This is a genomic window from Streptomyces sp. 7-21, from assembly GCF_016741785.1.
Classification (GTDB): domain Bacteria; phylum Actinomycetota; class Actinomycetes; order Streptomycetales; family Streptomycetaceae; genus Streptomyces.
The window spans coordinates 74,370-95,669 of sequence record NZ_JAERRL010000005.1 but is presented as its reverse complement, the minus strand read 5'-3'; the positions used below and the strand labels follow the sequence as shown (position 1 = coordinate 95,669).

Genomic DNA, 21,300 nt, shown 5'->3' with positions numbered 1-21,300 from the left:
CCGTGCGGGCCGCCGGGGCGGGCGCGGTTCACGCGGCCCCGTCCAGCAGCGCGCGGTGCTCGGCGCGCAGCTCAAGCGCGACGCCCGCCACCGCCTCGTCCAGCTGCTCGGGACGGCTGACCCCCACGATCGGGGTGAGGGAGGGGTCGCCGCCGGTCAGCCAGGCCAGCACGATTTGGTTGCGGGTGGCCCCAGCTCGGCCGCGACCTTGCCGAGCGCGGCCAGCCGCCGCTCGTTCCCCCGGTGCTCGTACGCCTCCGGCGGCCTTCGGCCGGCGCGGGTGCAGGCGCCGCTCAGCAGCGGCGTGTACACCCACGGCTGGCGGGCGCGCTCCACCCGCCACAGCGGACGGCGGGAGACGCCGAGCCGGACGGCGGTGCCCTCCTGCTCCAGCTCGGCGATGGCCCGCACCGTCTCCTCCAGGGGAACGCGGCGGTCCTCCCCGTGCGCCCCGTACACGTCGGTCCGGTCGGTGCCCAGCCGCCGCAGACTGCCGCGCGCGGCGGCCCTGACCGCGGGGGCCGACAGGCCCAGCCGGTTGCCGGGCCACTCCCCGGTGTCCCCGGCTCCAGCCCTGCCTTGGTGCTGAGCACCACCCGGTCGCGCACGCCGGGACGCCGCTTCAGCCACCGCCCGATGACGGTTTCGCTCTGCCCGCCGTGCCCGCTGGCGTCGGACCAGAAGGTGTAGCAGTCGGCGGTGTCGATCAACGTGCCCCGCTTCGGTGAAGCGGTCCAGCAGGCGGAAGGAGTCCGCCTCGTCCACCCTGTCCCGGAGTACCTCGTGCCCAGCGCGAAATTGACTGCGGCCATGGCCGCTCCCTTGGCTGATGTGGTCGGGTCGCTGGCCAGCATGGGAGCTGGACCGCACTCCAGCGCAGGCCTGGCCGGTGCGGCGGCCCGTCAGGCGCGGGTGCGGTGGAGCAGCCACAGGAAGTACGGGGTGCCGATGACGGCGGTGAGCAGCCCGGCGGGCAGCTGTTCGGGGGCGATGGCCGTCCGGCCGAGGAGGTCGGCCCCCAGCACGGTGAGGCCGCCGAGGAGGGCGGCGACCGGCACGACCCAGCGGTGGCGCCGTCCCAGCAGGGCGCGGGCGGCGTGCGGGGCGACCAGGCCGGCGAAGCTGATCATGCCGATGGCGGCGACGGCGGTGCCGGTCAGCACCACGGCGCAGGCGAGCAGCCCCAGCCGGGCCCGGGGCACGTGCAGGCCCAGCACGCGCGGGGTGTCCTCGTCGACGGACAGCAGGTCCAGGCGGCGGTGGCCCAGCCACACCAGCGGCACCACCAGCAGGCAGGCCAGGCCCAGCGGCAGCAGGTGCTCGTAGGAGCGGCCGTACGTCGAACCCGACAGCCACGTCAGGGCCTTGGCCGCGTTGAACGGGTCGGTCACCGCGATCAGCACGGTCACCAGCGCCTGTGCCGCGTGGGAGACGCCGACGCCGATCAGCACCAGCCGGTCGGAGGCGAAGCCGCCGCGCGCCGCCAGCGTGAACACGATCCCCGCCGCGGCGGCGGCCCCGGCCCCGGCGGCGCCGGTCAGCGCCCAGAACCCGGCCGCCGGCAGCCAGGTGACGACCGCGACGGCCGCGACCGAGGCGCCGCCCGCCGCGCCGACCAGGCTGGGGTCGGCCAGCGGGTTGCGGGTGACCGCCTGGATCGCCACGCCGGCGACGGCGAGCGCGATCCCGGCCAGCAGCGCGGCGACCAGCCGGGGGACGCGGGTGCCCATCACCGTGGACACCAGCGGCCCGGCGTCGCCGCGCGCCCACAGCAGCAGGTCGCCCAGCAGGAGCGTCCGGTCGCCGGCGAGCGCCGCGGTGACGGCGAGCGCCGCCAGCAGCGCGGCCAGCCCGGCCGCCAGCGCGGCCCGGTGGCGCACGCCGGTGCCGGGCACCTCCAGCGCCGCGGCCGCCCCGCCGATCGGCGCGGCACGCAGCCGCAGCGCCAGCACCACCATGAACGCCCCGCCCAGCAGCGACGTCACCACGCCTGTCGGCACCTGCACCGCCTGCTGCGCCCCCATCGCGGCGCGCAGCGCGACGTCCGCGCCGAGCACCACCACGGCGCCGGTCAGCGCGGCGAGCGGCACCAGGGCGCGGTGGCGGTGCAGGCCGGGCACGCGCGGCACGAGCAGCCGCATCAGGGCGGGCGCGGCGAGCCCGGCGAGACCGAGGGGGCCGGTCGCGGCGACGGCGGCGGCGGACAGCAGCACGGCGGTCAGCAGCACGGTCAGCTGGGTGCGGCGGACCGGCACGCCGAGGGCGTGCGCCTCGTCCTCGCCGAGCATCATCACGTCCAGCCGCCGCGCCAGGAGCAGCAGCAGCGCCAGGCCCGCCGCCACCAGCGGCGCCAGCATCCGCACGGTGCCCAGGCCGTTCTGGCTGAGCGAGCCTGCCGCCCAGGCGTACAGGCCGGTGCTCTCCTGCGGGTAGAGCAGGAGCAGCGAGGTGGTGACGGAGGCGAGCGCGATCGACACGGCCGTGCCGCCGAGGACGAGGCGGGCGGTGTGGTAGGCGCGCCCAGTGAGCGCGAGCACGGTGCCGGCGGCGAGCAGACCGCCCGCGAAGGCCAGGGCGACGTTCCCGGCGAACGGCAGGGTCAGGCCGCCGATGGCCGCCAGGACGAGCGCCAGGTGGGCGCCGCCGTTGACGGCGAGGGCGTCGGGCGAGGCCACCGGGTTGCGGGAGACGGATTGCAGCACGCAGCCGGCGGCGCCCAGCGCGACGCCGACGACGAGCCCGGCCGCCAGCCGCGGCAGCCGGGACTCCACGACGACGGCGGTCTCGGCGCCACCGCCGCGGCCCAGCGCCCAGGACAGCAGCTCGCCGGCGCCGACGGCGGCGGTGCCCTGGACGAGGTGGGCGGCCGCCAGCAGCACCAGGGCGGCGAGCAGCGCGCCGGCCAGCGCGGCCAGCCGCCCGGCGGCCGGGCGGCCGGAGCCGGGCGGGCCGGCTGTCCGGGCGGGGCGGGTGCGGAGCGGGACGGTGCTCATGGCGTGCTCACCCGGGTGAACGGCCCGGTCAGCGGGTGCCGCCGGTGGCGGCGTCGACGGCAGCGGCGGCGAAGTCCGTCATCGACTCGGGTCCGCCGAACATCCAGATGGAGTCCGGGAGCCGCACGGCGTCCTGGGAGAACGGCAGGGAGTTCCACACGTCGTTGCCGGCCAGGGTGTCGGCGTAGGGGTCGGCTTCGCCGCGGCCGGCGATGTACCAGAAGGCGGTGTCGTCCGGCAGCCCGGTCAGGCCCTCGACGTCGGTCTGCGCCAGCCCGTAGACCGGGTCGTACTCCAGGTCCCGCAGCTCGTTCCAGGCGCAGGTGAAGCCGAGTTCGGAGAGGACGGCGCCGGTGAGCGAGCCCTCGCCGTGGGGGCGGACCGTGACGGCCCCGCCGGTCACCCAGGCGTCGCCGAAGGCCACGGGCGTGCCGTCCGCGCCGGCGTCGGCGACGGCCTCGCGGCCCTCGGCCAGGGCGTCGTCGAACTCCTGCCGCAGCTCGCGGGCGCGGTCCTCGGTGCCGGTGGCGCGGGCGACCAGGTCCACGTTGTCGAACATGGTGCCGATGGGGTCCTCGGTGTCGCCGCCGGGCACGACGATGACGGGGATGGTCCGCTCGATCTGCTCGATGGCACCGTCGACGAGCTGGTCGGTGACGAAGAGCGCGTCGAGGTCGAGCGTGGCGAGGGTGTCGATGCTCGGCTCGCCGCGGGTGCCGATGTCGGTGGCGGAGCCGTCGAGTTCGACGGCGCTGTTCCACTGCTCGAAGCCGTCGATGTCGGAGACGCCGACGGGCTGCACGCCGAGCGACACCAGGTACTCGATGACGTTCCATTCGGTGCCCGCGACGCGGACGGCGGGGCCGTCGAGCGTGATCTCCTTGCCGCGGGCGTCGGTGAGCGTGATCTCCTCGCCGGAGCCGCCCGCGCCGCCGGACCGCTCGTCGCCGGCGGGGTCTTCCGTGGTGCCGCAGGCGGTGAGGGCGGCGGCGAGGGTGAGGCAGGCGAGCACGGTGGCGCGAGTGGATCGCACGGGGGTTCCTTTCGGGGTGTGCCGGGTCAGCGGGTGGTGAGGCGGCGGTGGTGCCGCGCGCGGGCCCGGGTGTGGAGCAGGCCGGAGTCCGGGTCACGGTGCACGTCGACCTGGATGCCGTAGGCGGAGCTGAGGAGTTCGGGGGTCATGACCTCGGCCGGGGGTCCGGCGGCGGCGACCCGGCCGCCGACCAGCAGGACCACCTCGTCGGCGATGGCGGCGGCCTGGTCGAGGTCGTGCAGGACGAGGCCGGCGGCGATGCCGTCGCGGTCGGCCAGGTCCCGCACGATGTCGAGGAGTTCGACCTGGTAGCGCAGGTCGAGGAAGGTCGTCGGCTCGTCCAGCAGCAGCAGCGGCGTGTCCTGGGCGAGGCAGCTGGCCAGCCAGACGCGCTGGAGCTGCCCGCCGGACAGGCCGTCAACGGGGCGGGTGGCGAGGGCGGTGACGCCGGTCAGCGCCATGGCGCGCTCGACGATGGCGGGGCCCTCCGGGTCGCGGCCGCCCCAGCGCGGCTGGTGCGGGTGGCGGCCGTAGGCGACGACCTCGCGCACGGTGACACCGCCGGGGGTGGGCCGGTGCTGCGACAGCAGCGTGACGCGGCGGGCGAGTTCGCGCGGCGGCAGGTCGCTCACGCGGGCGCCGTCGGGGAAACCGATCCGGCCTTTCATCGCGGGGTGGAGCGCCGCCATGGTGCGCAGCAGCGTCGACTTGCCGCTGCCGTTGGGCCCGATGAGCACGGTCACCCGGCCGCCGGTCAGGCGGACCGAGGCGTCGTGCACGACGGGCGTGCCCCGGTATCCGGCGCTGACGCCGTCAGCTCGCAGCGCCGCGCCGCCGGGCCGGTTGTCCGCGTTCCCGAGTCTCACAGCCACCGGACTAAGGTAAGGCATACCTAACCTCGACAGTCACCGGGCTTTACCGAGATGTAACGAAAGCCTCCCCTGCCCTGTTCACCCCGCACCGCCACCACTCCCCCCTTCCTACCCCTCCCGCCCCTCCTGCCCCTCCCAACCTTCTCGCCCCTCTCATCCCTCTCATCCCTCTCCCCCGCCCAGCCCGTTTCGCCCCGGCATGCGGGGCACCTGCGGGCGCGCGACGATGGACCCCAGGGACGACACGAGGCCTAGCGAGGGAGAGCAGCCATGGCGCAGACGTGGAACGTGCGGATCGCCATCGACGTCTTCGACCGGACGACCCGGGCCGAGGCACGGCTGGAGGACCGGCCCGACTCGGTCCTGGTGGGCGAGGGATCGGCCCGCGCCAATCCGACCGACGAGAACGTGCCGGACATCGGCCGCGAGCTCGCCGCGGCCCGCGCACTCTCGGACCTGTCGCACCAGCTGATCCACGAGACGGTGCAGGACATCGAGTCCCACACCCACCAGCGGGTGACCCGCCTGAAGGTGTGAGCCGCCGGCGGGGCCACCCGGACCACCCCAGCCGCCCCGCCCGTCACCGCCGCACCACCGCTTCCGGCGGCCGGCCGAGCCGGCCGCCGCTTCGCGCGCGCCCGGCCCCCCGCGCCCGCCTGTCGGCTCAAAAACGGCGCATCGCGACGCGTTTCGGACTCACTGCTCGCGCGATGTGAGCGATAGCGTCCAGAGCGCAACCATTCATCAGATCGTCACGGGCATGACGAGTACGCGTCAGCACCGTGACGGTCTCGTCGGATGCGCTGGGCAGCATGACGCAGACCTCGTCCCCCACTGACCGGCTCCGGGCGGCCGCGCGCCTTCTGGACCGCCGCCGGTTCCTGACCGTCACCTCGGCCGCGGCGGCGATCGCCTTCGCGACCGGACTCCCCCGCCAGGCCAGCGCCGCGACCCGGCCCCGCGCCAGGGCCGCCGCCGAGGCCATCAGCAGCGACCCGTTCACCCTGGGCGTGGCCTCGGGCGACCCGCTCCCCGACTCCGTCGCCCTGTGGACCCGCCTCGCCCCCTCCCCCTACGAGCCGGACAGCGGCATGGCGCCCGAACCGGTCGCCGTCACCTGGGAGATCGCCGAAGACGCCGGCTTCGAACGGGTCGTCGGCGCCGGAGAGACCCTGGCCGACCCCGAGTTCCACCACTCCGTGCACGTCGAGGCCACCGGCCTGTCCCCGTCGCGCACGTACTACTACCGGTTCACCACCGGCGGCTGGACCAGCCCCACCGGCCGCACCCGCACCGCCCCCGCGCCCGACGAGATGCCGCAGTCGCTGCGCTTCGCGGTGGTCTCCTGCCAGCGCTACGACCAGGGCTACTACACCGCCTACCGGCACCTGGCGGCCGAGGAGGGCATCGACGCGGTCATCCACGCCGGGGACTACCTCTACGAATACGCCGTCAACTCCGCGGGCGGGGCCCGCGGGTACACCGACACCCCGCTCCCGGACGTCTTCAACCGGGAGACGGTCACGCTGGAGGACTACCGCCTGCGCTACGCGCTGTACCACAGCGACCCGGACCTGGCGGCCGCGCACGCCGCCCACCCGTTCATCGTCACCTGGGACGACCACGAGGTGGACAACAACTACGCCGCCGGCATCTCCCAGGACAACGATCCCGTCGAGGAGTTCCTCGTCCGCCGGGCCGCCGCCTACCGCGCGTACTACGAGAACATGCCGCTGCGCGCGCCGCAGCTGCCCGACGGCCCGGACCTGACGCTCTACCGGCGGTTCCAGTTCGGCCGCCTGGCACAGCTGGACATCCTCGACACCCGGCAGTACCGCGACGACCAGGCCAACGGCGACGGCTGGCAGCTGCCGAGCCAGGAGTCGGAGGACCCCGGCCGCACGCTGCTCGGCGCCACGCAGGAACGCTGGCTGGCCGACGGCTGGTCGCGGTCCCAGGCGCTGTGGCACCTGCTGGGCCAGCAGGTCGTCGTCTCCCGGCGCCACAACCAGGTGGCGGCTCCCTCCCCCGTCTCCATGGACGCCTGGGACGGCTACCCGGCCGCCCGCCAGCGGCTGTTCGACCAGTTCACCGCCTCCGGCGCCGGGAACCTGGTGGTCCTCACCGGCGACGTGCACGTCCATTACGCGTTCGACCTCAAGGAGGACTTCGACGATCCTGAGTCCCGGACCCTGGGCGTGGAGCTGGTGACCACCTCCATCACCAGCGGCGGCGACGGGGCCGAACGCCCGGACAACTGGGACGTGCTGATGGCGGCCAACCCGCACCTGCGCTTCTACGACGGCCGGCGCGGCTACCTCCTCGTCACGCTCGACGAGCAGCGGGTCCGCGCGGACTACCGCGTTGTGCCCGAAGTCACGACGCCGGGTGCGGACGTCCTCACGGCCGCGTCGTTCGTCTCGCTGGCGGGCGACCCCGGTCTGATCAGCGCGGATGCGGCCGGCGCGGGCGCGAACACCGCCCCGCCGGCGGCCGCGCGGAGCTGAGAAGCGGGATGAGCGGAACGGCGGGACATGGGATGATTGGGCCGATCCCCGAACGTCTTCACGGAGAGGTGCATGTCTGAGTCCGGCCAATCTGCCGTCGTGTCCCCTCACATATCCGCTCACCGCTCACCTGGCTCAACCGACCGGACCTCACCGCCTGCGGGCTCCCGGCCCGCCGCCCCCCTGACCCGGCGGCGGCGGGCCGGGATACTGATCACCCTCATCCTGGGCAGCCTCAGCGCCCTGCCGCCGCTGTCCATGGACATGTACCTGCCCGCGCTGCCGGACGTCGGTGACTCGCTCGGCTCGGCCGCGGCCACCGCGCAGCTCACCCTCACGGCCTGTCTGATGGGGCTGGGCCTGGGGCAGCTCGTTGTGGGACCGATGAGCGACCAGCTGGGCAGGCGCCGCCCGCTGCTGGCCGGCATGCTGTGCTACGTGGTGGCCTCCGCCGCCTGTGCCGTGGCGCCCACCATCGAACTGCTCATCGCGTGCCGCTTCGTGCAGGGCCTCACCGGCGCGGCGGGCATCGTCATCGCGCGGGCCGTGGTGCGTGACATGTTCGACGGCCTGGCGATGGCGCGGTTCTTCTCCACCCTCATCCTCATCTCGGGCATCGCGCCGGTGCTGGCGCCGGTCTTCGGCGGCCAGCTGATGCGGTTCACCGACTGGCGCGGCATCTTCCTGGTGCTGTCCGCCATCGGCGTGGTGCTGGCGCTGGTGGTGGCGCGCTGGCTGCCGGAGACGCTGCCGGCCGAGCGCCGCGACGCGGGCGGCGTGCCCGCGGCGCTGCGCACCATGGCCGGGCTGTTCCGGGACAAGCCGTTCACCGGACACCTGCTGTGCGGCAGCCTGACGTTCGCCGCGCTCTTCGCGTACGTGTCGGCCTCGCCGTTCGTGGTGCAGGAGATCTACGGCGCCTCGGCGCAGACGTTCAGCCTGCTGTTCATGGTGAACTCGATCGGCATGGTCGCGATGAGCCAGGTCAACGGAAAGATCCTGGTCGGCCGGGTGCCGCTCAACGCCGTCATCACGGTGGGCCTGGCGCTGGTCGGGGCCGCCTCCCTGGCGCTGCTGGTGATGACCAGCGGCCTGCTGGGCGACCCGGGGCTGGTGGGCGTGTCCGCCGGGCTGTTCGTGCTGATGGCCTCGATGCCGCTGGTGCTGCCGAACGCCAACTCCCAGGGCCTGATGCGCACGCCGCACGCGGCGGGCTCCGCTTCCGCGCTGCTGGGCGCCTCGCAGTTCTTCGTCGGCGCCATCGCCTCCCCGCTGGTGGGCATCGCGGGCGAGGACACGGCCGTGCCGATGGCCGTCACGCAGATCGGCGCCGTGCTGCTGGCTGCCGTCAGCTTCGCGGTGCTGTGCCGCCCCTGGCGGCGCGCCTCCCGCCGTGCCGCGGCCCCGGCGGCGGCGGGACAGCGGGCCGGCAGCGCGGCCTGACCCGCGCCGCGGCTCCTACACTGTCCCGGTGACCAGCACCGTTCCGGCCGCGGGCAATGACCTGCGCGCCGCGCTCGACCGTCTGCTCGACGGGCTGCCGCCGCGCCGGGCGGCGGCCGCGGTGGAGCGCCTGATGGCCAGCTACCGGGGCCGCACGCCGACCGCCGCGCCCGTGGTGCGGAACCGGGACGACGCCGTGGCGTACGCGGCGTACCGGATGCCTGCGACGCACGCGGCCGCCGCCGACGCGCTGGGCAGGCTCGCCGCGCTGCGGCCCGGCTGGTCCCCGGCCACGCACACCGACGCGGGCGGCGGCACCGGCGCCTGCGTCTGGGCGGCGGCCGCCGCCTGGCCCGGCGACGGCGCGCGGCGCACGAGGGTGCTGGACTGGTCGTCCCCCGCCCTCGACGTCGGCCGCGAGCTGGCCGCCGGCGCCGCCGACCCGGCGGTGCGGGCGGCGGGCTGGCAGCGGCAGCGGCTGACCGGTCCGCTGCCCGGGGCCGACCTCGTCACCGCCGCCTATGTGCTGGGCGAGCTGCCGCCGGACGGCCGCGACGCCCTGGCGGACGCGGCGGCCGCCGCCACGGCGCCGGGCGGCGCCGTCGTGGTCGTCGAACCCGGCACGCCGGAGGGCTACCGGCGCGTGCTGGCGGCCCGTGCGCGGCTGCTGGCCGCCGGGCTGCGGGTGCTGGCACCGTGCCCGCACCAGGCCGCGTGCCCGCTGGCACCGGACGCCGACTGGTGCCACTTCTCGGCGCGCGTCGCCCGCTCCTCGCTCCACCGGCGGGTCAAGGGCGGCTCGCTGCCGTACGAGGACGAGAAGTTCAGCTATGTCACGGCCGTGCGGGACTCCGCCGGGCCGTCCGAAGACGCCCCGGCGGAGTCCCGCGTGATCCGCCATCCCCAGCTGCGCAAGGGCCAGGTGCTGCTGGAGCTGTGCGCGCCGGAGGGCGTGGTGCGGCGGGAGACGGTCACCAGACGGGACAGCGAGCGCTACCGCGCCGCCCGCCGTACCGCGTGGGGCGACGCCTGGCCCGCCGGCTGAGCGGTCACACCCACACCTGGGCCTTCATCAGCAGCTGGCCGTGGAGCAGCGCGAGATGAGGCTGGGCGAGGGTGCCGTCGCGGACGGCGAGATAGAAGGTGTTGATGGGCGGAACCTCTGGTTCCAGCAAGGGCACCACCTCGCCGCTGGCGAGTTCGTCGGCGCAGAGATAGGTGGGCAGAACGGAAATACCGGCTGAGGACTTGACAGCCGACAAGGCGCCGCGCAGGTCCGGGACGACGACGGCCGGGACCGCGGTCGGGCGGACGCCGAAGACGGATATCCAGTAGCGCCGGATAATGGGCAGTGATTCCGCGTAGGCCACGATGGGGAATTCCTCGAGAGCGGCCGGCCCGGTCTCGGCGAGCCGCTCGCGGGAGAGCTGTTCTCCCAGTTCAGGTGAGCCGAGGAGGACGAACTCCTCGTCCACCAGCGCGGTGGCGGTGATACCGCGCAGCCGTGGCCTGATGGTGGACAGCACGAGGTCGAGATGCCCGGCGACCAACGCGTCGAGGAGCTCGTCGGCCAGCCCGAAGCTGATGCGGAGCTGGAAGCCGTTCCTGATCAGGTCGCTGACGGCGGGGAGCACCCGCGTGCTGACGAGGTCCGCCGGGCCGCCCAGGAAGACCGGTCGCTTCTCCGTGGGCCTGCCGAAGTGGCGGTCGACGACCGCTCCGAGCGCGTCGACCGGCCCCTGGATCTCCCGCACCAGGGACTCGGCCGCCGCCGTGGGAGCGGCGCCCTGGGGCAGCCGCTCGAAGAGCGGTTTTCCCAGGTTCTTCTCCAGATTCTTAATCTGCTGAGTAACGGCGGGCTGGGATAATCCCAGTTTCTGTGCCGCCTTGGTGAAAGAGCCGACACGATAGACGGTGACGAACGTGTTCAGCCATCCCAGTTGCATCGTTCAGTGCCCCCGTAGGTCGATGTTCCCGGAACACGATCCCCCCAGCGGTCATTGCCGTGCGCACACTTTCATCATATCGCCAGAGTCTATGAACATTGTAAAAGCTTGACAATGTCAAGACGCCGCGGGCGTTTTGGGAACACGACACGAGCGGGTGGCCCCCCTGTGGTGGAGGGGCCACCCGCTCGCGCACGTGTGGGCCGGGTCAGCTCAGGGCCTCCAGCGCCAGTCTGGCCACCTTCGCGGCCGAGGCCGGGTTCTGCCCGGTGACCAGCCGGGAGTCGGAGACGGCGTGCTCGGCGAAGTTCGGTGCCTTGGTGAACTTCGCGCCGCGCTCGACCAGCTTGCTCTCCAGCAGGAACGGCACGGTGTCGGCCAGCCCCACCGCGTGCTCTTCCTCGTTGGTGAACGACGAGACCTGCTTGCCGTCCACCAGGTAGGCGCCGTCGGAGAGCTTCAGGTTGACCAGCCCGGCCGGGCCGTGGCACACGGCCGCCACGACGCCGCCCCGCTCGTAGATCCGGGCGGCCAGCCGCGCCAGCGGCTCGGCGTCGGGGAAGTCCCACATGGTGCCGTGTCCGCCGGCGTAGAAGATGATGTCGTAGTCGTCCGCGTTCACCTGGTCGGCCGTCGGCGTGGCCGCGAGCGCCCGCCGCACGCCGGGGTCGGCGAGGAAGGAAGCCACGACCGTGTCATCGGGCTTGACGCCGTCACGCGGGACCTCGCCGCCGCGGACCGAGACGTAGTCCCACTCGTAGCCCGCCTCGCGGAACACCTCGGCCGGGTGGGCGACTTCCGGTACGTAGAAGCCCGTGGTGCGGCCGGTGTCACCAAGCTGGCCGTGGCTGGTGAGGGCGAAGAGGACCTTCTTGGGCATGGTGCTGCCTCCAGGCTGATCGATAGATGAGAAGCGTCCAGTCAGGACGGTGGGACGGGTGCCGGCGGCGGCGCTCAGGCATGGAGCTCCGCCAGGTCCGGCAGGTAGGCCCTGCGCATGCGCCGCGCGAGGGACTTCTGGACGTGCTCAGGGGTGTGGTACCCCCAGTAGGCCCACAGCGAACGGGCTCCCGTGTCGCGGACCTGGAGCGCGTTGGTCAGGTTGTCGTCGATGAAGGTGGCGTGGCGCGGTTCCAGGCCGTCCTCGGCGACCAGGTCGATGACCGCGCTGCGTTTGTCGCCGCACTCGCCGATCACCGAGACGACGGTGTGGTCGAGGCGGTGGAACGCCAGGATGTCCCACACCGACCGCTCGTCCTTGGCGGTGACGATCGACACGCGGCCCTCGTGGCGTTCCAGCAGATCCCGCACGCCCGGGTAGAGGGTGTGCAGCGCGAGCCACTCGCGGCGCTGGTTCTCCCGCAGCGCCGCGCGCAGACGGTTGGCGTTGTCGACGTAGGTGGCCAGTTCGTACTCCGGGAACGCCGCGAAGAGGGCGTCGAACTCCCGCTGCCCGCTGACCGCTTCACTGCGCGGGTCGTGCGCCACCATGAAGTGGTGCAGCAGCCGGGAGTACTTGCGGACGGTCCTGAAACGCGTCAGGAAGGACGCGGGCAGGTCGGACACCAGCTCGGCGACGGGCTTGGCCGCCGTGGTCTCGGGGTCCTCGGTCGCGTACCACGTGACGACGGCGCACTCTTCGAAGGCGTCGCACACCACGCCGTCGAAGTCGAGTATCAGCATCGGTTTCCTCCCGGATGGCGGGCCTGGGGCGGCCGGGCCCCTCGCAGCCCGGCCGCCCCGCGGGTGTGCCTGGTCAGGCGGCCGCCGGCTGCTTGGCCTCGGCCAGCGCGTTGACGGTGTCGAAGACCGCCCGCATGAAGCGGCCGACGTAGGCGTAGTACGAGCACGTGATGATGTGCCCGTCGACGATGACGTCGCTGTCGACGACATCGGCGCCCGCGTTGATCACGTCATCGCGCAGCCCGATGTAGGCACAGGCCCGGCGCCCCTTGAGCACGCCGGCGCTGACCATGATCCACGGGCCGTGGCACAGGCCCGCCACCACCTTGCCCGCGGCGTCCATGGCGCGGACGAAGTCCAGCACCCGGGCGTCCTGCCGGACGCGGTCGGGCGCCTCGTGGCCGCCGGTCAGGATCACGGCGTCGTAGGCGGCGCTGTCCAGCTGGTCGAAGGAGATCAGCGGCTTGGCCGTCTTGTCCATCGGCAGCGGTATGCCGTACTTGCCCGTCACGTCGCCGCCGTCCTTGGTGGCCACGTCCACGTTCCAGCCCTCCTCCAGGAGCCGGTAGTACGTGTAGACCACGTCGTGGTCCTGGAAGCCGGGACCGGTGATGATGACGGCGTTGCGCGGGGTGGTCGCAGGGCTGGTCACGGATTTCCCTCTCTCGCGAAGACGGTGACGGGCAGTCAGGCGTGGGACAGGCTGAGGTAGTACTGGTCGAGGGCGGGGCGCCGGTTGTCACCCCGGACCGGGACGAGGATGTCCAGCTCCCCGGTGACGATCCCGGTCAGGCCGAGCGGGATGTGGAACAGGTCACCGGGCTGCCTGCGGTAGAAGACGTCCATCCCGGCGCGGATGTCGAAGCGGTAACTGCCGCACAGCGAGTGGTCGCGCAGCCGGGCCTCCGGCAGGTAGGACACGGGGCGTGCCGGAAGCTCCGGCAGCTCCTTGTGCTCCGACTCGTAGGCGGTGTTCTCGCGGTGGTAGCCGTCGCGGAGCCGGATGAGGTCGAACTTGTTGCGCGGCGCCTCGACTTCGACCAGCGACAGGGTTCCCTCGCCGGTGCCGCGCGTGGAGTGGAAGGCGCCGCCGCCGATGCGCAGCAGCGTCCCGGTGGTGACGGGGATCTCGCCCGTCAGGGTCTGGGTGACGCCCTCACCACCCAGGCAGAGCAGGTAGGTCAGCTTCCGCGGGTGGACGTGCATCGACGTGGCGTGTCCCTGGTCAATGGACAGATGCCACACGTCGAGGAAGTCGTCGACGAAGACGCGGTACTCGTTCCCCCAGGGCTTGGGGATCACTTCGTTCAGGTGGGTGTCGTCGTCAAGGCGCTCGTTGCCCACCCTGCTGCCCTTGCGCACGACTTCGTTGAGGGCGGAGAAGTCACGGGGGCCCGGATCGATCCGGACCACACGCTCGTCCTGGATCGCCGGGGCTCTATAGTCGTTGGTGACCTCGGACATTTTCCCCCTTCCGGAGTGACGATCCCGGCGGCGGAGCCCAAATCCCCTTCTCCGGTCGCCGGGCGTGACTGACATGAAGCTATGTATCGCTCAGGCCCGTGCCAAATATCTTTTGCCGCACCCCCCCATAAGGAATCTTGGGGAGTTTGCTCGGCGGAAAGGCTGACGGTCTGGGCGCGGCAGTACCTGCCGTGCCATAGTTTCTTGCCAGTAACTTTCCCTTGGTCCGCTTAGTTGCAAGGTGTGACACGGTGCCCCCTACGTCTCCGCACGGACTCATCGTGGTGACGGGAGTCGACCGGCTCCCGAACGGCCACCCCACCGGTTTCTGGCTTCCTGAAGCCGCCTATCCCTGGCGGGCGCTGCGCGCGCTCGGCTGGGACTTCGCGTTCGCCTCCACGCGCCCCGGCTCCCCTCCCATCAGCGGAATCGACCGCTCCGACCCGCCGCAGCGCGCGTTCCTGGACGACCCCGCGGTCCGGGCCGCGCTCGCGGCCACCGTTCCCGTCAGCGAACTCGACCCCGGCGACTTCGGGGCCGTGTTCATCGCCGGCGGGCACGGCGCCATGTTCGACCTGCCCCAGGACGAGGGGCTCGCGGACTTCCTCAGCGCCTTCCACGCGGCCGGCGGCGTGATCACGGCGTTCTGCCACGGCGTGGCGGCGCTGCTGGGCGTCCGCGCCCCCGGCGGCGCGCACCTGGTGGCGGACCGCGACGTCACCGGCTTCTCCAACGCCGAGGAGTACGCGGTCGGCCTCGCCGACGTGGTGCCGTTCCTGCTGGCCGACGAGCTGGAGCGCCGCGGCGCCCGCTACACGGCGGCGGAGCCGTTCCGTCCGCACGTCGTCGCCGACGGCACGCTCGTCACCGGGCAGAACCCGGCCTCCGCGCAGCAGGCCGCGAGCACCGGCCTGCGCACCGCCGCCGGCGAGCCGCTGCCGGCCGGGTGGCTGCGCCGCCTGCCTGCCTGACGCCCGCCTGACGCCAGCCCGGGGCCCGTCCCCGACGGCGCCCGGCCGCCTGGCGAGCGGCGCACGGCCGGAGCCCGAACTTTTTTAATGCCCTCCTGGCAGCCTGCTTATTTGATGGCTCCCCATGGCGCTGGTTTAGTTCCGTGATGCCGGAGCACGTTCGGCTTCCGGCGCTCACCCGCACTTTCCCGAGGGGAGTCGGCGCACATGGCGATTCAGAACGGCCAGCGTTCCGAAAGGGCCGAGAAGTCTCTGCCGAGCATCAATACGACGATCAATTCGATCGGTGTTCTCGGGTACGAGGCGTGCAGCGAGCAGGACACCATCATTCCGCTGGAGATTTTCAAGGGCACGGCCATGGTGGTCTCCGGCCAGATCGCCCCCTGGCAGCGCGAGGTCCAGCCGCGCGACCTGGACGTCCGGCTCGTCAGCATGGAGCCCGGCGTCGTCAAGATGCAGATGGGCACCCAGGTCATCGCCGACTCGGTGCTCGACGATGACGAGCTCTTCGACATCTTCTACGTTCCCGGCGGCGTCGGTTCGGGCGCCCTGACCACCAACGACCGCATCCAGAAGATCATCCGCCGCCACCACGAGGCGGGGAAGATCATCGCCGCCAACTGCTCCGGCGTCGGCATCATCGCCCGGGCCGGCATCCTCAACGACGAGCCGGTGACGTGCGTGGCCGCCGTCGCCCGCGGCCTGCGCGACGAGGGCCACACGGTGCCGGAGAACCGCCGGATGTGGATCGGCAACCCGGAGACCCGCATCTGGACGGCGACCGGTTCCTACGGCATCAACGGCGCCACGGTCGCCCTGGTCGCCCACTACTTCGGCCGCGAGGTCGGCACGATCGTCTCGATGATGTTCGACACCCTCGGCGGCATCGGCGACGTCGTCTTCGAGGAGACCGGCCCGCAGTTCTACCGGAACGCCGAACTGGAGGAGACCTTCCAGGACTACTTCCAGGAGATGCTCCTCCCCAAGCCCGAACCGGCCGAGTGACGGGGCCCCGTCCCACCGAGACATGAGTGGAAGGGAGGCGGCCCGTCATGACGCGGGCACGACGACGCATCCGCACGACACCGGCGGAACTGCGTGACCTCAGCTGGATCAGGGGAGCCCTCCAGACGGCCGTGGCGCTGGAGCACTCGACCATGCCCCTGTACTGCGCGGCGATGTACTCGCTGGAGGTCCAGAACTACCCCTCGTACAACATCATCCGCAGCGTGCTGATGGAAGAGATGGTCCACATGGCCATCGTGGGGAACATGGTCGCCGCGCTGGGCGGGTCACCCAACATCAAGGGTCTGGCCCCGGCTTACCCCGCCACGGGGCTGCCCGGCGGTGTCGCCCCCGACCTGCGCGTGCCGCTGGCGAAGCTCTCCCCGCGCAGCCTGGAGAACTTCATGCGGCTGGAGGCGCCCGCCTTCATGCTCACCGAGGAGCAGCGCAAGGCGCCCTACCCGACGGTCGGTTCGTTCTACGACGCCATCCGTGAGGCGATCACGGACAACGCCGACCTGGTGCGCGCGGCGGTGGAAAAGGGCGGCCCGGCCAACCAGGTCGGCGGCAACCTCGGCTACCTCACCTTCGAGCCGGAGGAGGGCACCGACCCGGTCGAGAAGTTCCTGCACGGCCTGGACATCATCACCGAGCAGGGCGAGGGCGAGGGCGAGGACACCATCGAGGCGAGCGCCGCCTTCCAGAAGGAGGGCTCGCACTACGCCCGCTTCGCCGAACTCCGCTACGGCCGCCGCTACCTGGCGCCCGAGGGCGTGCGCGAGGTGTCGCGCGAGAACGAGGCGGAGTTCTTCCGCGGCGAGGAGATCGCCTGGCCGGTGATCATCAACACTCTCGCCGTGCCGTCGGACGGCTACGAGGCCATCCTCGAACTCGACCCGGACGGCCCCGATGTCCGCAAGGAACTCGAGGGCTTCGACAACGCCTACACCGAGATGATGGCGGCGCTGGACCGCTCCTGGAACGGGCCGGCCGAGACCTGGTGGCCCAGCCTGGGCGCCGCCGTGACGCAGATGGACCAGATGCGGGTCCGCTCCTGCTTCAACATCATGCGGCTGCGGGTACCCGACAGCGTCGTCGCACGCCTCGCGGAGATCTACCCGGAGGAGTTCACCCTCCTGTCCCGTCACACCGACCTGAGCGAACCCGTCTACTACGGGCCTCGCTTCATCAACACCCAGGCGGGGCCCGCGGCTCCGGCCCGGTCCGCGTCCGCCGGCTGATCCGAGCCGCCGTCACGCACGGCAGCCGCCGCCCCGGCCGTTTCCCCCGGTGCCGGGGCGGCGGTACCCCACGTCCCTGCGCAACCCCACTACCCCGAAGGCGGACAACTGATCGTGTCCAAGGCATCGCCGACGTCCTCACCGCCCGCCGAGCGGGACCGGCTCCCGCTCGCCGGGCTGCTCGCGCTCGCCACGGCCGGGTTCTTAACGATGCTCACCGAGGCCGTGCCCGCCGGGCTGCTGCCGCAGCTGAGCGACAGCCTCGACGTGTCGGAGTCCCAGGCCGGGCAGCTGCTGACGGTCTACGCGGCCGGGTCGGTGGTGGCGGCCATCCCGCTGACCGCCCTGACCCGCGGCCTGCCCAGACGGGCCGTGCTGCTCGCCACGATCGCCGTGGTCGCGGCGGTCAACCTGCTCACCGCCGTCTCGTCCGTGTACGCCCTCACCCTGGTGGGCCGCGTGGTCTCCGGCATGGCGGCGGGCGTGCAGTGGGCCATGCTCGCCGGGTACGCGATGCGGCTGGTGCCCGCGCACCTCAAGGGCCGGGCGCTGGCGGTGTCGATGGCCGGCGTGCCGCTCGCGCTGGCGTTCGGCGTTCCCGTCGGCACGTTCGCAGGCAGCCTCCTCGGCTGGCGCTACACCTTCGCCACGATGGGGCTGCTCGCGGTGGCGGTCACCGTCTGGATCCTGTGGTCGATCCCGCCGTTCCCCGGGGAGCCGGCCGCCTCCCGCACGCCGGTGCGCAAGGTGTTCGCGCTGCCGGGCATCGCGGCGATCCTGCTGGCGGCGTTCGCCTTCGAGGTCGGCCACATGAACCTGTACACGTACGTGGCCTCGTTCCTGGAGCGGTCCGGGCTGGAGGACCACGTCGGGCCGGTGCTGCTGGTGTTCGGGGTGGCGTCGATGGGCGGGCTGTTCACGGCCGGGGCGCTGATCGACCGCAACCTGCGCGCCGTCGTGCTTGGTTCCCTGGGCCTGTTCACCGGGTGCATGCTGGTCTTCGGCACCGGCGGCACACTGCCGGTCGTGGTCGTCGGGACCATGGCGTTCTGGGGCTTCACCCTCGGCATCGCGCCGACCATGTTCCAGGCGGCCTCGGCACGGGCCGCGGGCGCGTCCGCGGAGGTGGCGCAGTCGATGGTGGTGACCGTGCTCAACGCGGGCATGTCCGCCGGGGCGATGACCGGCGGCATCGCGCTCGACGCCGCGGGCACGGCGTCGCTGCCGTGGCTGAGCTTCGCTGTCTTCGCCGGGGCGCTGGCGCTGGCGGTCACGGCGCGCCGCCACGCCTTCCCGCCGCCCGGCGCGTCCGCGCCGCCGGCCGACGGCGGGCAGGAGCAGTCTCCCGCGGCGGCCGGCGAGGCGGAGGAGAGGGCGGTGACGCCGTCGTGACGTCCTTTTACCACGTGTGTTTCGCCGTCCCCGACCTGCGGCGGGCGATGCGGGATCTGACGCGCTCGGGCGGCGTCGCCTGGCACGAGCCGCGCCAGGACCGGCTGGCGGACTGGGAGTACAGCATCGTCTTCACGCGCGGCGGGCCGCCGTTCATCGAGCTGATCCAGGGCCCGCCGGGCAGCCCGTGGGACTCCTCGGACGGCGCCCGGTTCCACCACCTGGGGTTCTGGTCCACCTCCGTGGCGGCGGGCGCGCGGCGGCTGACGCGGCGCGGCTATCCCGAGCACTTCTCGGGCTGCCCCTACGGCCGCCCGTTCGTCTACCACCGGCTGGACAGCGTCGGCGGGTTCGTCGAACTGGTCGACCTGGCCCGGCAGCCGTCCTTCCTCGCCACCTGGCATCCGGAGGGCGCCGCGATGTCCGTCGTCGACGAGGACGCGGAAGCAGCCGCCGGAGAAGCGGCCGAGCAGGGTAAGGAGAACGACTGATGAGTGACACCGCACCGGGCGGCGGCGCCGCCCCCGTGACGCTGGTCACCGGCGGCTCGACCGGCATCGGCGCGGCCGCCGTGCACCGCCTGCTGGCGCGCGGCCACCGCGTGACCGCCACGGCCCGCCGCGAGGCCAACCTCCAGCGGCTCGCCGCCGAGGCGGACGCGGGCGAGCGGCTGCTGACGGTACCCGGGGACGCCGGCGACGCGGCGGATGTGGCCGAGGCCGTGACGCGGACGGTGAAGACGTTCGGGCGCCTGGACCACATCGTCGCCAACGCCGGGTTCTCCACGCACGACACGCTGGCCGACGGCGACCCGGCGGCGTGGCGGGAGATGGTCCTCACCAACGTGCTCGGCCCCATCCTGCTGATCCAGGCGGCGCTCCCGGCGCTGCGGGAGACGCGCGGCCGGATCGTGCTCGTCGGCAGCGTTGCCGGGGTGAAGAACACCCCCGGCAACGTCTACTCCGTCACCAAGTGGGCGGTGACAGGGCTGGCGGAGAACACCCGGCAGCTGGTGACGGGCGACGGCATCGGCGTGACGCTCATCGCGCCGGGGCGGGTGGACTCGCCGTTCTGGGACAGCCGGGGCGAGCGCCCGCCCGGCCCGGCGCTGTCCTCGGACCGGATCGCCGAGACCATCGTCTGGGCGCTGTCCCAGCCGCCGGGCACCGACATCAACACCCTCGTCGTCCGCCCGACCGGCCAGGCCGTCTGACCGGCGGGGCGGGCCGCGCGGGGGGGCGGGCCGCGCGGCGGGCGCCGGGCTCAGGCCGGCGCGGTGAAACGGCGGTAGGGCTGGTAGCGGTTCATGCTGCTGCCGCGGATGCCGGCCATGCCCGCGAAGATGCCGTCGCGGCCGCCGAGGACGGGCGAGCCGACGGCCTCCCGGTGCACCTCCTCGCTCGTCCACTCGGCGTAGTTGAGGACGTGGCGGCCGTCGGTGGCGAAGAACAGCCGTCCGCCGAGGCTGCCGGGCGGCGGTGACGCCACGTGCGCCGCGATGGTGCCGGCGACGACGGGCTGGAGCGCGGCCTGGTCGGTGTCGATGGTGACGAGCACCGTGCAGCCCGGCCAGGCCGGTTCGCCGGTGACGGAGCCGAACGGGCCGTGCGCGCGGGCGGTGACGGCGTGTGCGAGGGCGACGTCCGCTTCGGGCCGGGCGGCGGCCTCGGTGACGCCGCGCCACCGGGGCGCCCGCCGGCCGCGCTGGTGCGCCTCGGCGGACTCCCAGCCCGCCAGGAACCACACCAGCGTGCCGTCGGTGCTCAGGAAGCAGTCGAGCGCCAGCAGCCCGCTCGGCCAGGGCTCGCGCCGCCAGGCGGCGAGGGCGGCGTCGGCGGCGGCCTGCTGCCGGGCGCGGCCGCCGGTCACCCGCCAGCGGGCGCTGGCGACGAACGGGGCGCGGGCGGCCCCGGCGGCCGGGAGGGCCGGGACGGGGGCGGAACCGGTGCGGCTGGTCGCGGTGGTGGGGATCATGATGCTGGTCCTTCCGGTGCCAGGGGACGTCAACGGCGGGTGTGACCGGGATCAGGCGGCGTAGGGCCGCGCGGCACGGGCGTCGGCCAGGGCCCGCGCCCACCAGGCGAGCTGGTCCAGCAGCGCGGTGGCGGCGGCCTCGGACCGCTCGGCGGCGGCCGGCTGCCCGGCCGCGTCGAACGCCTCCCACGCGGTGTGGAAGCTGACGGTCTCCCGGATGGTGACGGCGTGCATCTCGGCGAAGACCGGGCGCAGATGCTCCACGGCGCGCAGGCCGCCGGAGAGCCCGCCGTAGCTGACGAAGGCGACCGGCTTGGCCTGCCACTCGGTGTGCGTCCAGTCGATGGCGTTCTTCAGCGAGGCGGGGTAACTGCGGTTGTACTCGGGGGTGATGACGACGAAAGCGTCGGCCCGGGAGAGCCGCTCGGACAGGCTGCCCAGGGCGGCGGCCACCCCGGCGGGGGGCGTGGCGCCCGCCCCGGGCAGCTCCAGCGGCAGCCCGGTCCCGGCCAGGTCGATGACGTCGGGCTCGAACGCGCCGTGGGCGCGGACGCGGCCGGCGAACCAGTCGGAGACGACGGGGCCGAAGCGGCCCTGCCGGACGCTGGCGGTGATCAGTGCGGCGCGCAGGCCGGTGGTGTGCGTGGTCATCAGGGCATACCTCTCCTCCGGGCCCGCCGGACGGTCGCTCCGGCGGGCGGTGACGCCACCACCCTCGAATCTCAAGTCGACTTGAAGTCAACTCCGGCCCTGAGCGGTGCGGCCCCGGCCCTCCC

General features: G+C 73.2%; 22 protein-coding genes and 1 pseudogene. 10 read left to right on the top strand and 13 right to left on the bottom strand.

Annotated elements, in window-relative coordinates; genetic code table 11:
- Positions 1 to 28: 28 nt before the first annotated feature.
- The 6 genes and pseudogenes from JK356_RS21760 to JK356_RS07965 form a co-directional block, all read right to left on the bottom strand.
- Positions 29 to 172, bottom strand: coding sequence for a hypothetical protein (locus JK356_RS21760; RefSeq protein ID WP_236670955.1), 144 nt, complete (start codon positions 170 to 172; stop codon positions 29 to 31).
- Complete coding sequence (locus JK356_RS22165) at positions 157 to 630, bottom strand: aldo/keto reductase (protein ID WP_307815469.1); 474 nt, start codon at positions 628 to 630, stop codon at positions 157 to 159. The genes JK356_RS21760 and JK356_RS22165 overlap by 16 nt, the downstream gene beginning before the upstream one ends.
- Positions 624 to 812, bottom strand: a pseudogene (locus JK356_RS22160) (aldo/keto reductase); the annotation flags it as partial. The gene JK356_RS22165 and the pseudogene JK356_RS22160, both read right to left, overlap by 7 nt.
- A gap of 90 nt (positions 813 to 902) precedes the next feature.
- Entirely contained in the window at positions 903 to 2,993 is a 2,091-nt protein-coding gene (locus JK356_RS07975; protein ID WP_201866876.1) for an iron ABC transporter permease, read from the bottom strand.
- Between the two features lie 28 nt (positions 2,994 to 3,021).
- On the bottom strand, positions 3,022 to 4,026 hold the full coding sequence (locus tag JK356_RS07970) for an ABC transporter substrate-binding protein (RefSeq protein WP_307815468.1): 1,005 nt from the start codon (positions 4,024 to 4,026) through the stop codon (positions 3,022 to 3,024).
- Positions 4,027 to 4,052: 26 nt separating this feature from the next.
- Entirely contained in the window at positions 4,053 to 4,916 is an 864-nt protein-coding gene (locus JK356_RS07965; protein WP_201866875.1) for an ABC transporter ATP-binding protein, read from the bottom strand.
- A gap of 252 nt (positions 4,917 to 5,168) precedes the next feature.
- Here JK356_RS07965 and JK356_RS07960 point away from each other — a divergent pair, with 252 nt between their 5' ends.
- The 4 genes from JK356_RS07960 (at position 5,169) to JK356_RS07945 (ending at position 9,893) form a co-directional block, all read left to right on the top strand.
- Positions 5,169 to 5,435, top strand: a complete 267-nt coding sequence (locus JK356_RS07960; protein ID WP_201866874.1) for a DUF1876 domain-containing protein — start codon at positions 5,169 to 5,171, stop codon at positions 5,433 to 5,435.
- A gap of 275 nt (positions 5,436 to 5,710) precedes the next feature.
- A complete protein-coding gene (locus JK356_RS07955) occupies positions 5,711 to 7,405 on the top strand; it encodes an alkaline phosphatase (protein WP_201866873.1) in 1,695 nt (564 codons plus the stop codon).
- Positions 7,406 to 7,477: 72 nt separating this feature from the next.
- Positions 7,478 to 8,848, top strand: coding sequence for a multidrug effflux MFS transporter (locus JK356_RS07950; RefSeq protein ID WP_201866872.1), 1,371 nt, complete (start codon positions 7,478 to 7,480; stop codon positions 8,846 to 8,848).
- 28 nt (positions 8,849 to 8,876) lie between these two features.
- Entirely contained in the window at positions 8,877 to 9,893 is a 1,017-nt protein-coding gene (locus JK356_RS07945) for a small ribosomal subunit Rsm22 family protein (RefSeq protein WP_307815467.1), read from the top strand.
- A 4-nt stretch (positions 9,894 to 9,897) separates the two neighbouring features.
- Here the strand turns inward: JK356_RS07945 and JK356_RS07940 are convergent, their stop codons facing one another.
- The 5 genes from JK356_RS07940 to JK356_RS07920 all read right to left on the bottom strand — a co-directional run bounded on the left by JK356_RS07940 (position 9,898) and on the right by JK356_RS07920 (position 13,941).
- Complete coding sequence (locus tag JK356_RS07940) at positions 9,898 to 10,794, bottom strand: LysR family transcriptional regulator (protein ID WP_201866871.1); 897 nt, start codon at positions 10,792 to 10,794, stop codon at positions 9,898 to 9,900.
- A gap of 208 nt (positions 10,795 to 11,002) precedes the next feature.
- Positions 11,003 to 11,674 carry a type 1 glutamine amidotransferase domain-containing protein gene (locus JK356_RS07935; RefSeq protein WP_201866870.1) on the bottom strand — a complete coding sequence of 224 codons (672 nt, stop codon included), beginning with the start codon at positions 11,672 to 11,674 and terminating at the stop codon, positions 11,003 to 11,005.
- Between the two features lie 74 nt (positions 11,675 to 11,748).
- A complete protein-coding gene (locus tag JK356_RS07930; protein WP_201866869.1) occupies positions 11,749 to 12,477 on the bottom strand; it encodes an HAD family hydrolase in 729 nt (242 codons plus the stop codon).
- 73 nt (positions 12,478 to 12,550) lie between these two features.
- Complete coding sequence (locus JK356_RS07925) at positions 12,551 to 13,129, bottom strand: DJ-1/PfpI family protein (protein WP_201866868.1); 579 nt, start codon at positions 13,127 to 13,129, stop codon at positions 12,551 to 12,553.
- A 35-nt stretch (positions 13,130 to 13,164) separates the two neighbouring features.
- Positions 13,165 to 13,941, bottom strand: coding sequence for a hypothetical protein (locus JK356_RS07920; RefSeq protein ID WP_201866867.1), 777 nt, complete (start codon positions 13,939 to 13,941; stop codon positions 13,165 to 13,167).
- Positions 13,942 to 14,192: 251 nt separating this feature from the next.
- Between JK356_RS07920 and JK356_RS07915 the strand changes: the two genes are divergently transcribed.
- From JK356_RS07915 to JK356_RS07890, 6 genes are all read left to right on the top strand, one after another.
- On the top strand, positions 14,193 to 14,912 hold the full coding sequence (locus tag JK356_RS07915) for a type 1 glutamine amidotransferase domain-containing protein (protein WP_201866866.1): 720 nt from the start codon (positions 14,193 to 14,195) through the stop codon (positions 14,910 to 14,912).
- Positions 14,913 to 15,119: 207 nt separating this feature from the next.
- Positions 15,120 to 15,917 carry a DJ-1/PfpI family protein gene (locus JK356_RS07910; protein ID WP_201866865.1) on the top strand — a complete coding sequence of 266 codons (798 nt, stop codon included), beginning with the start codon at positions 15,120 to 15,122 and terminating at the stop codon, positions 15,915 to 15,917.
- A 47-nt stretch (positions 15,918 to 15,964) separates the two neighbouring features.
- Entirely contained in the window at positions 15,965 to 17,158 is a 1,194-nt protein-coding gene (locus JK356_RS07905; RefSeq protein WP_201866864.1) for a ferritin-like protein, read from the top strand.
- 114 nt (positions 17,159 to 17,272) lie between these two features.
- Entirely contained in the window at positions 17,273 to 18,550 is a 1,278-nt protein-coding gene (locus JK356_RS07900; protein WP_201866863.1) for an MFS transporter, read from the top strand.
- Complete coding sequence (locus JK356_RS22330) at positions 18,547 to 19,041, top strand: VOC family protein (RefSeq protein WP_201866862.1); 495 nt, start codon at positions 18,547 to 18,549, stop codon at positions 19,039 to 19,041. The genes JK356_RS07900 and JK356_RS22330 overlap by 4 nt, the downstream gene beginning before the upstream one ends.
- Positions 19,041 to 19,763 carry an SDR family oxidoreductase gene (locus JK356_RS07890; protein WP_201866861.1) on the top strand — a complete coding sequence of 241 codons (723 nt, stop codon included), beginning with the start codon at positions 19,041 to 19,043 and terminating at the stop codon, positions 19,761 to 19,763. Before JK356_RS22330 ends, JK356_RS07890 begins: the two co-directional genes overlap by 1 nt.
- Before the next feature lie 50 nt (positions 19,764 to 19,813).
- Here JK356_RS07890 and JK356_RS07885 read toward each other — a convergent pair whose 3' ends face one another.
- Both JK356_RS07885 and JK356_RS07880 read right to left on the bottom strand, forming a co-directional pair.
- Positions 19,814 to 20,524 (bottom strand): hypothetical protein, encoded by a 711-nt coding sequence (locus JK356_RS07885; RefSeq protein WP_201866860.1) that lies wholly within the window; start codon positions 20,522 to 20,524, stop codon positions 19,814 to 19,816.
- A 51-nt stretch (positions 20,525 to 20,575) separates the two neighbouring features.
- Positions 20,576 to 21,175, bottom strand: a complete 600-nt coding sequence (locus tag JK356_RS07880) for an NADPH-dependent FMN reductase (RefSeq protein ID WP_201866859.1) — start codon at positions 21,173 to 21,175, stop codon at positions 20,576 to 20,578.
- Positions 21,176 to 21,300 lie beyond the last annotated feature (125 nt).

Bases quoted from the DNA above. Each gene is read 5' to 3' on its own strand.
- JK356_RS07975 (WP_201866876.1), bottom strand. From the start codon at position 2,993: ATGAGCACCGTCCCGCTCCGCACCCGCCCCGCCCGGACAGCCGGCCCG.
- JK356_RS07965 (WP_201866875.1), bottom strand. From the start codon at position 4,916: ATGCCTTACCTTAGTCCGGTGGCTGTGAGACTCGGGAACGCGGACAAC.
- JK356_RS07960 (WP_201866874.1), top strand. From the start codon at position 5,169: ATGGCGCAGACGTGGAACGTGCGGATCGCCATCGACGTCTTCGACCGG.
- JK356_RS07955 (WP_201866873.1), top strand. From the start codon at position 5,711: ATGACGCAGACCTCGTCCCCCACTGACCGGCTCCGGGCGGCCGCGCGC.
- JK356_RS07950 (WP_201866872.1), top strand. From the start codon at position 7,478: ATGTCTGAGTCCGGCCAATCTGCCGTCGTGTCCCCTCACATATCCGCT.
- JK356_RS07940 (WP_201866871.1), bottom strand. From the start codon at position 10,794: ATGCAACTGGGATGGCTGAACACGTTCGTCACCGTCTATCGTGTCGGC.
- JK356_RS07935 (WP_201866870.1), bottom strand. From the start codon at position 11,674: ATGCCCAAGAAGGTCCTCTTCGCCCTCACCAGCCACGGCCAGCTTGGT.
- JK356_RS07930 (WP_201866869.1), bottom strand. From the start codon at position 12,477: ATGCTGATACTCGACTTCGACGGCGTGGTGTGCGACGCCTTCGAAGAG.
- JK356_RS07920 (WP_201866867.1), bottom strand. From the start codon at position 13,941: ATGTCCGAGGTCACCAACGACTATAGAGCCCCGGCGATCCAGGACGAG.
- JK356_RS07910 (WP_201866865.1), top strand. From the start codon at position 15,120: ATGGCGATTCAGAACGGCCAGCGTTCCGAAAGGGCCGAGAAGTCTCTG.
- JK356_RS07905 (WP_201866864.1), top strand. From the start codon at position 15,965: ATGACGCGGGCACGACGACGCATCCGCACGACACCGGCGGAACTGCGT.
- JK356_RS07890 (WP_201866861.1), top strand. From the start codon at position 19,041: ATGAGTGACACCGCACCGGGCGGCGGCGCCGCCCCCGTGACGCTGGTC.
- JK356_RS07885 (WP_201866860.1), bottom strand. From the start codon at position 20,524: ATGATCCCCACCACCGCGACCAGCCGCACCGGTTCCGCCCCCGTCCCG.
- JK356_RS07880 (WP_201866859.1), bottom strand. From the start codon at position 21,175: ATGACCACGCACACCACCGGCCTGCGCGCCGCACTGATCACCGCCAGC.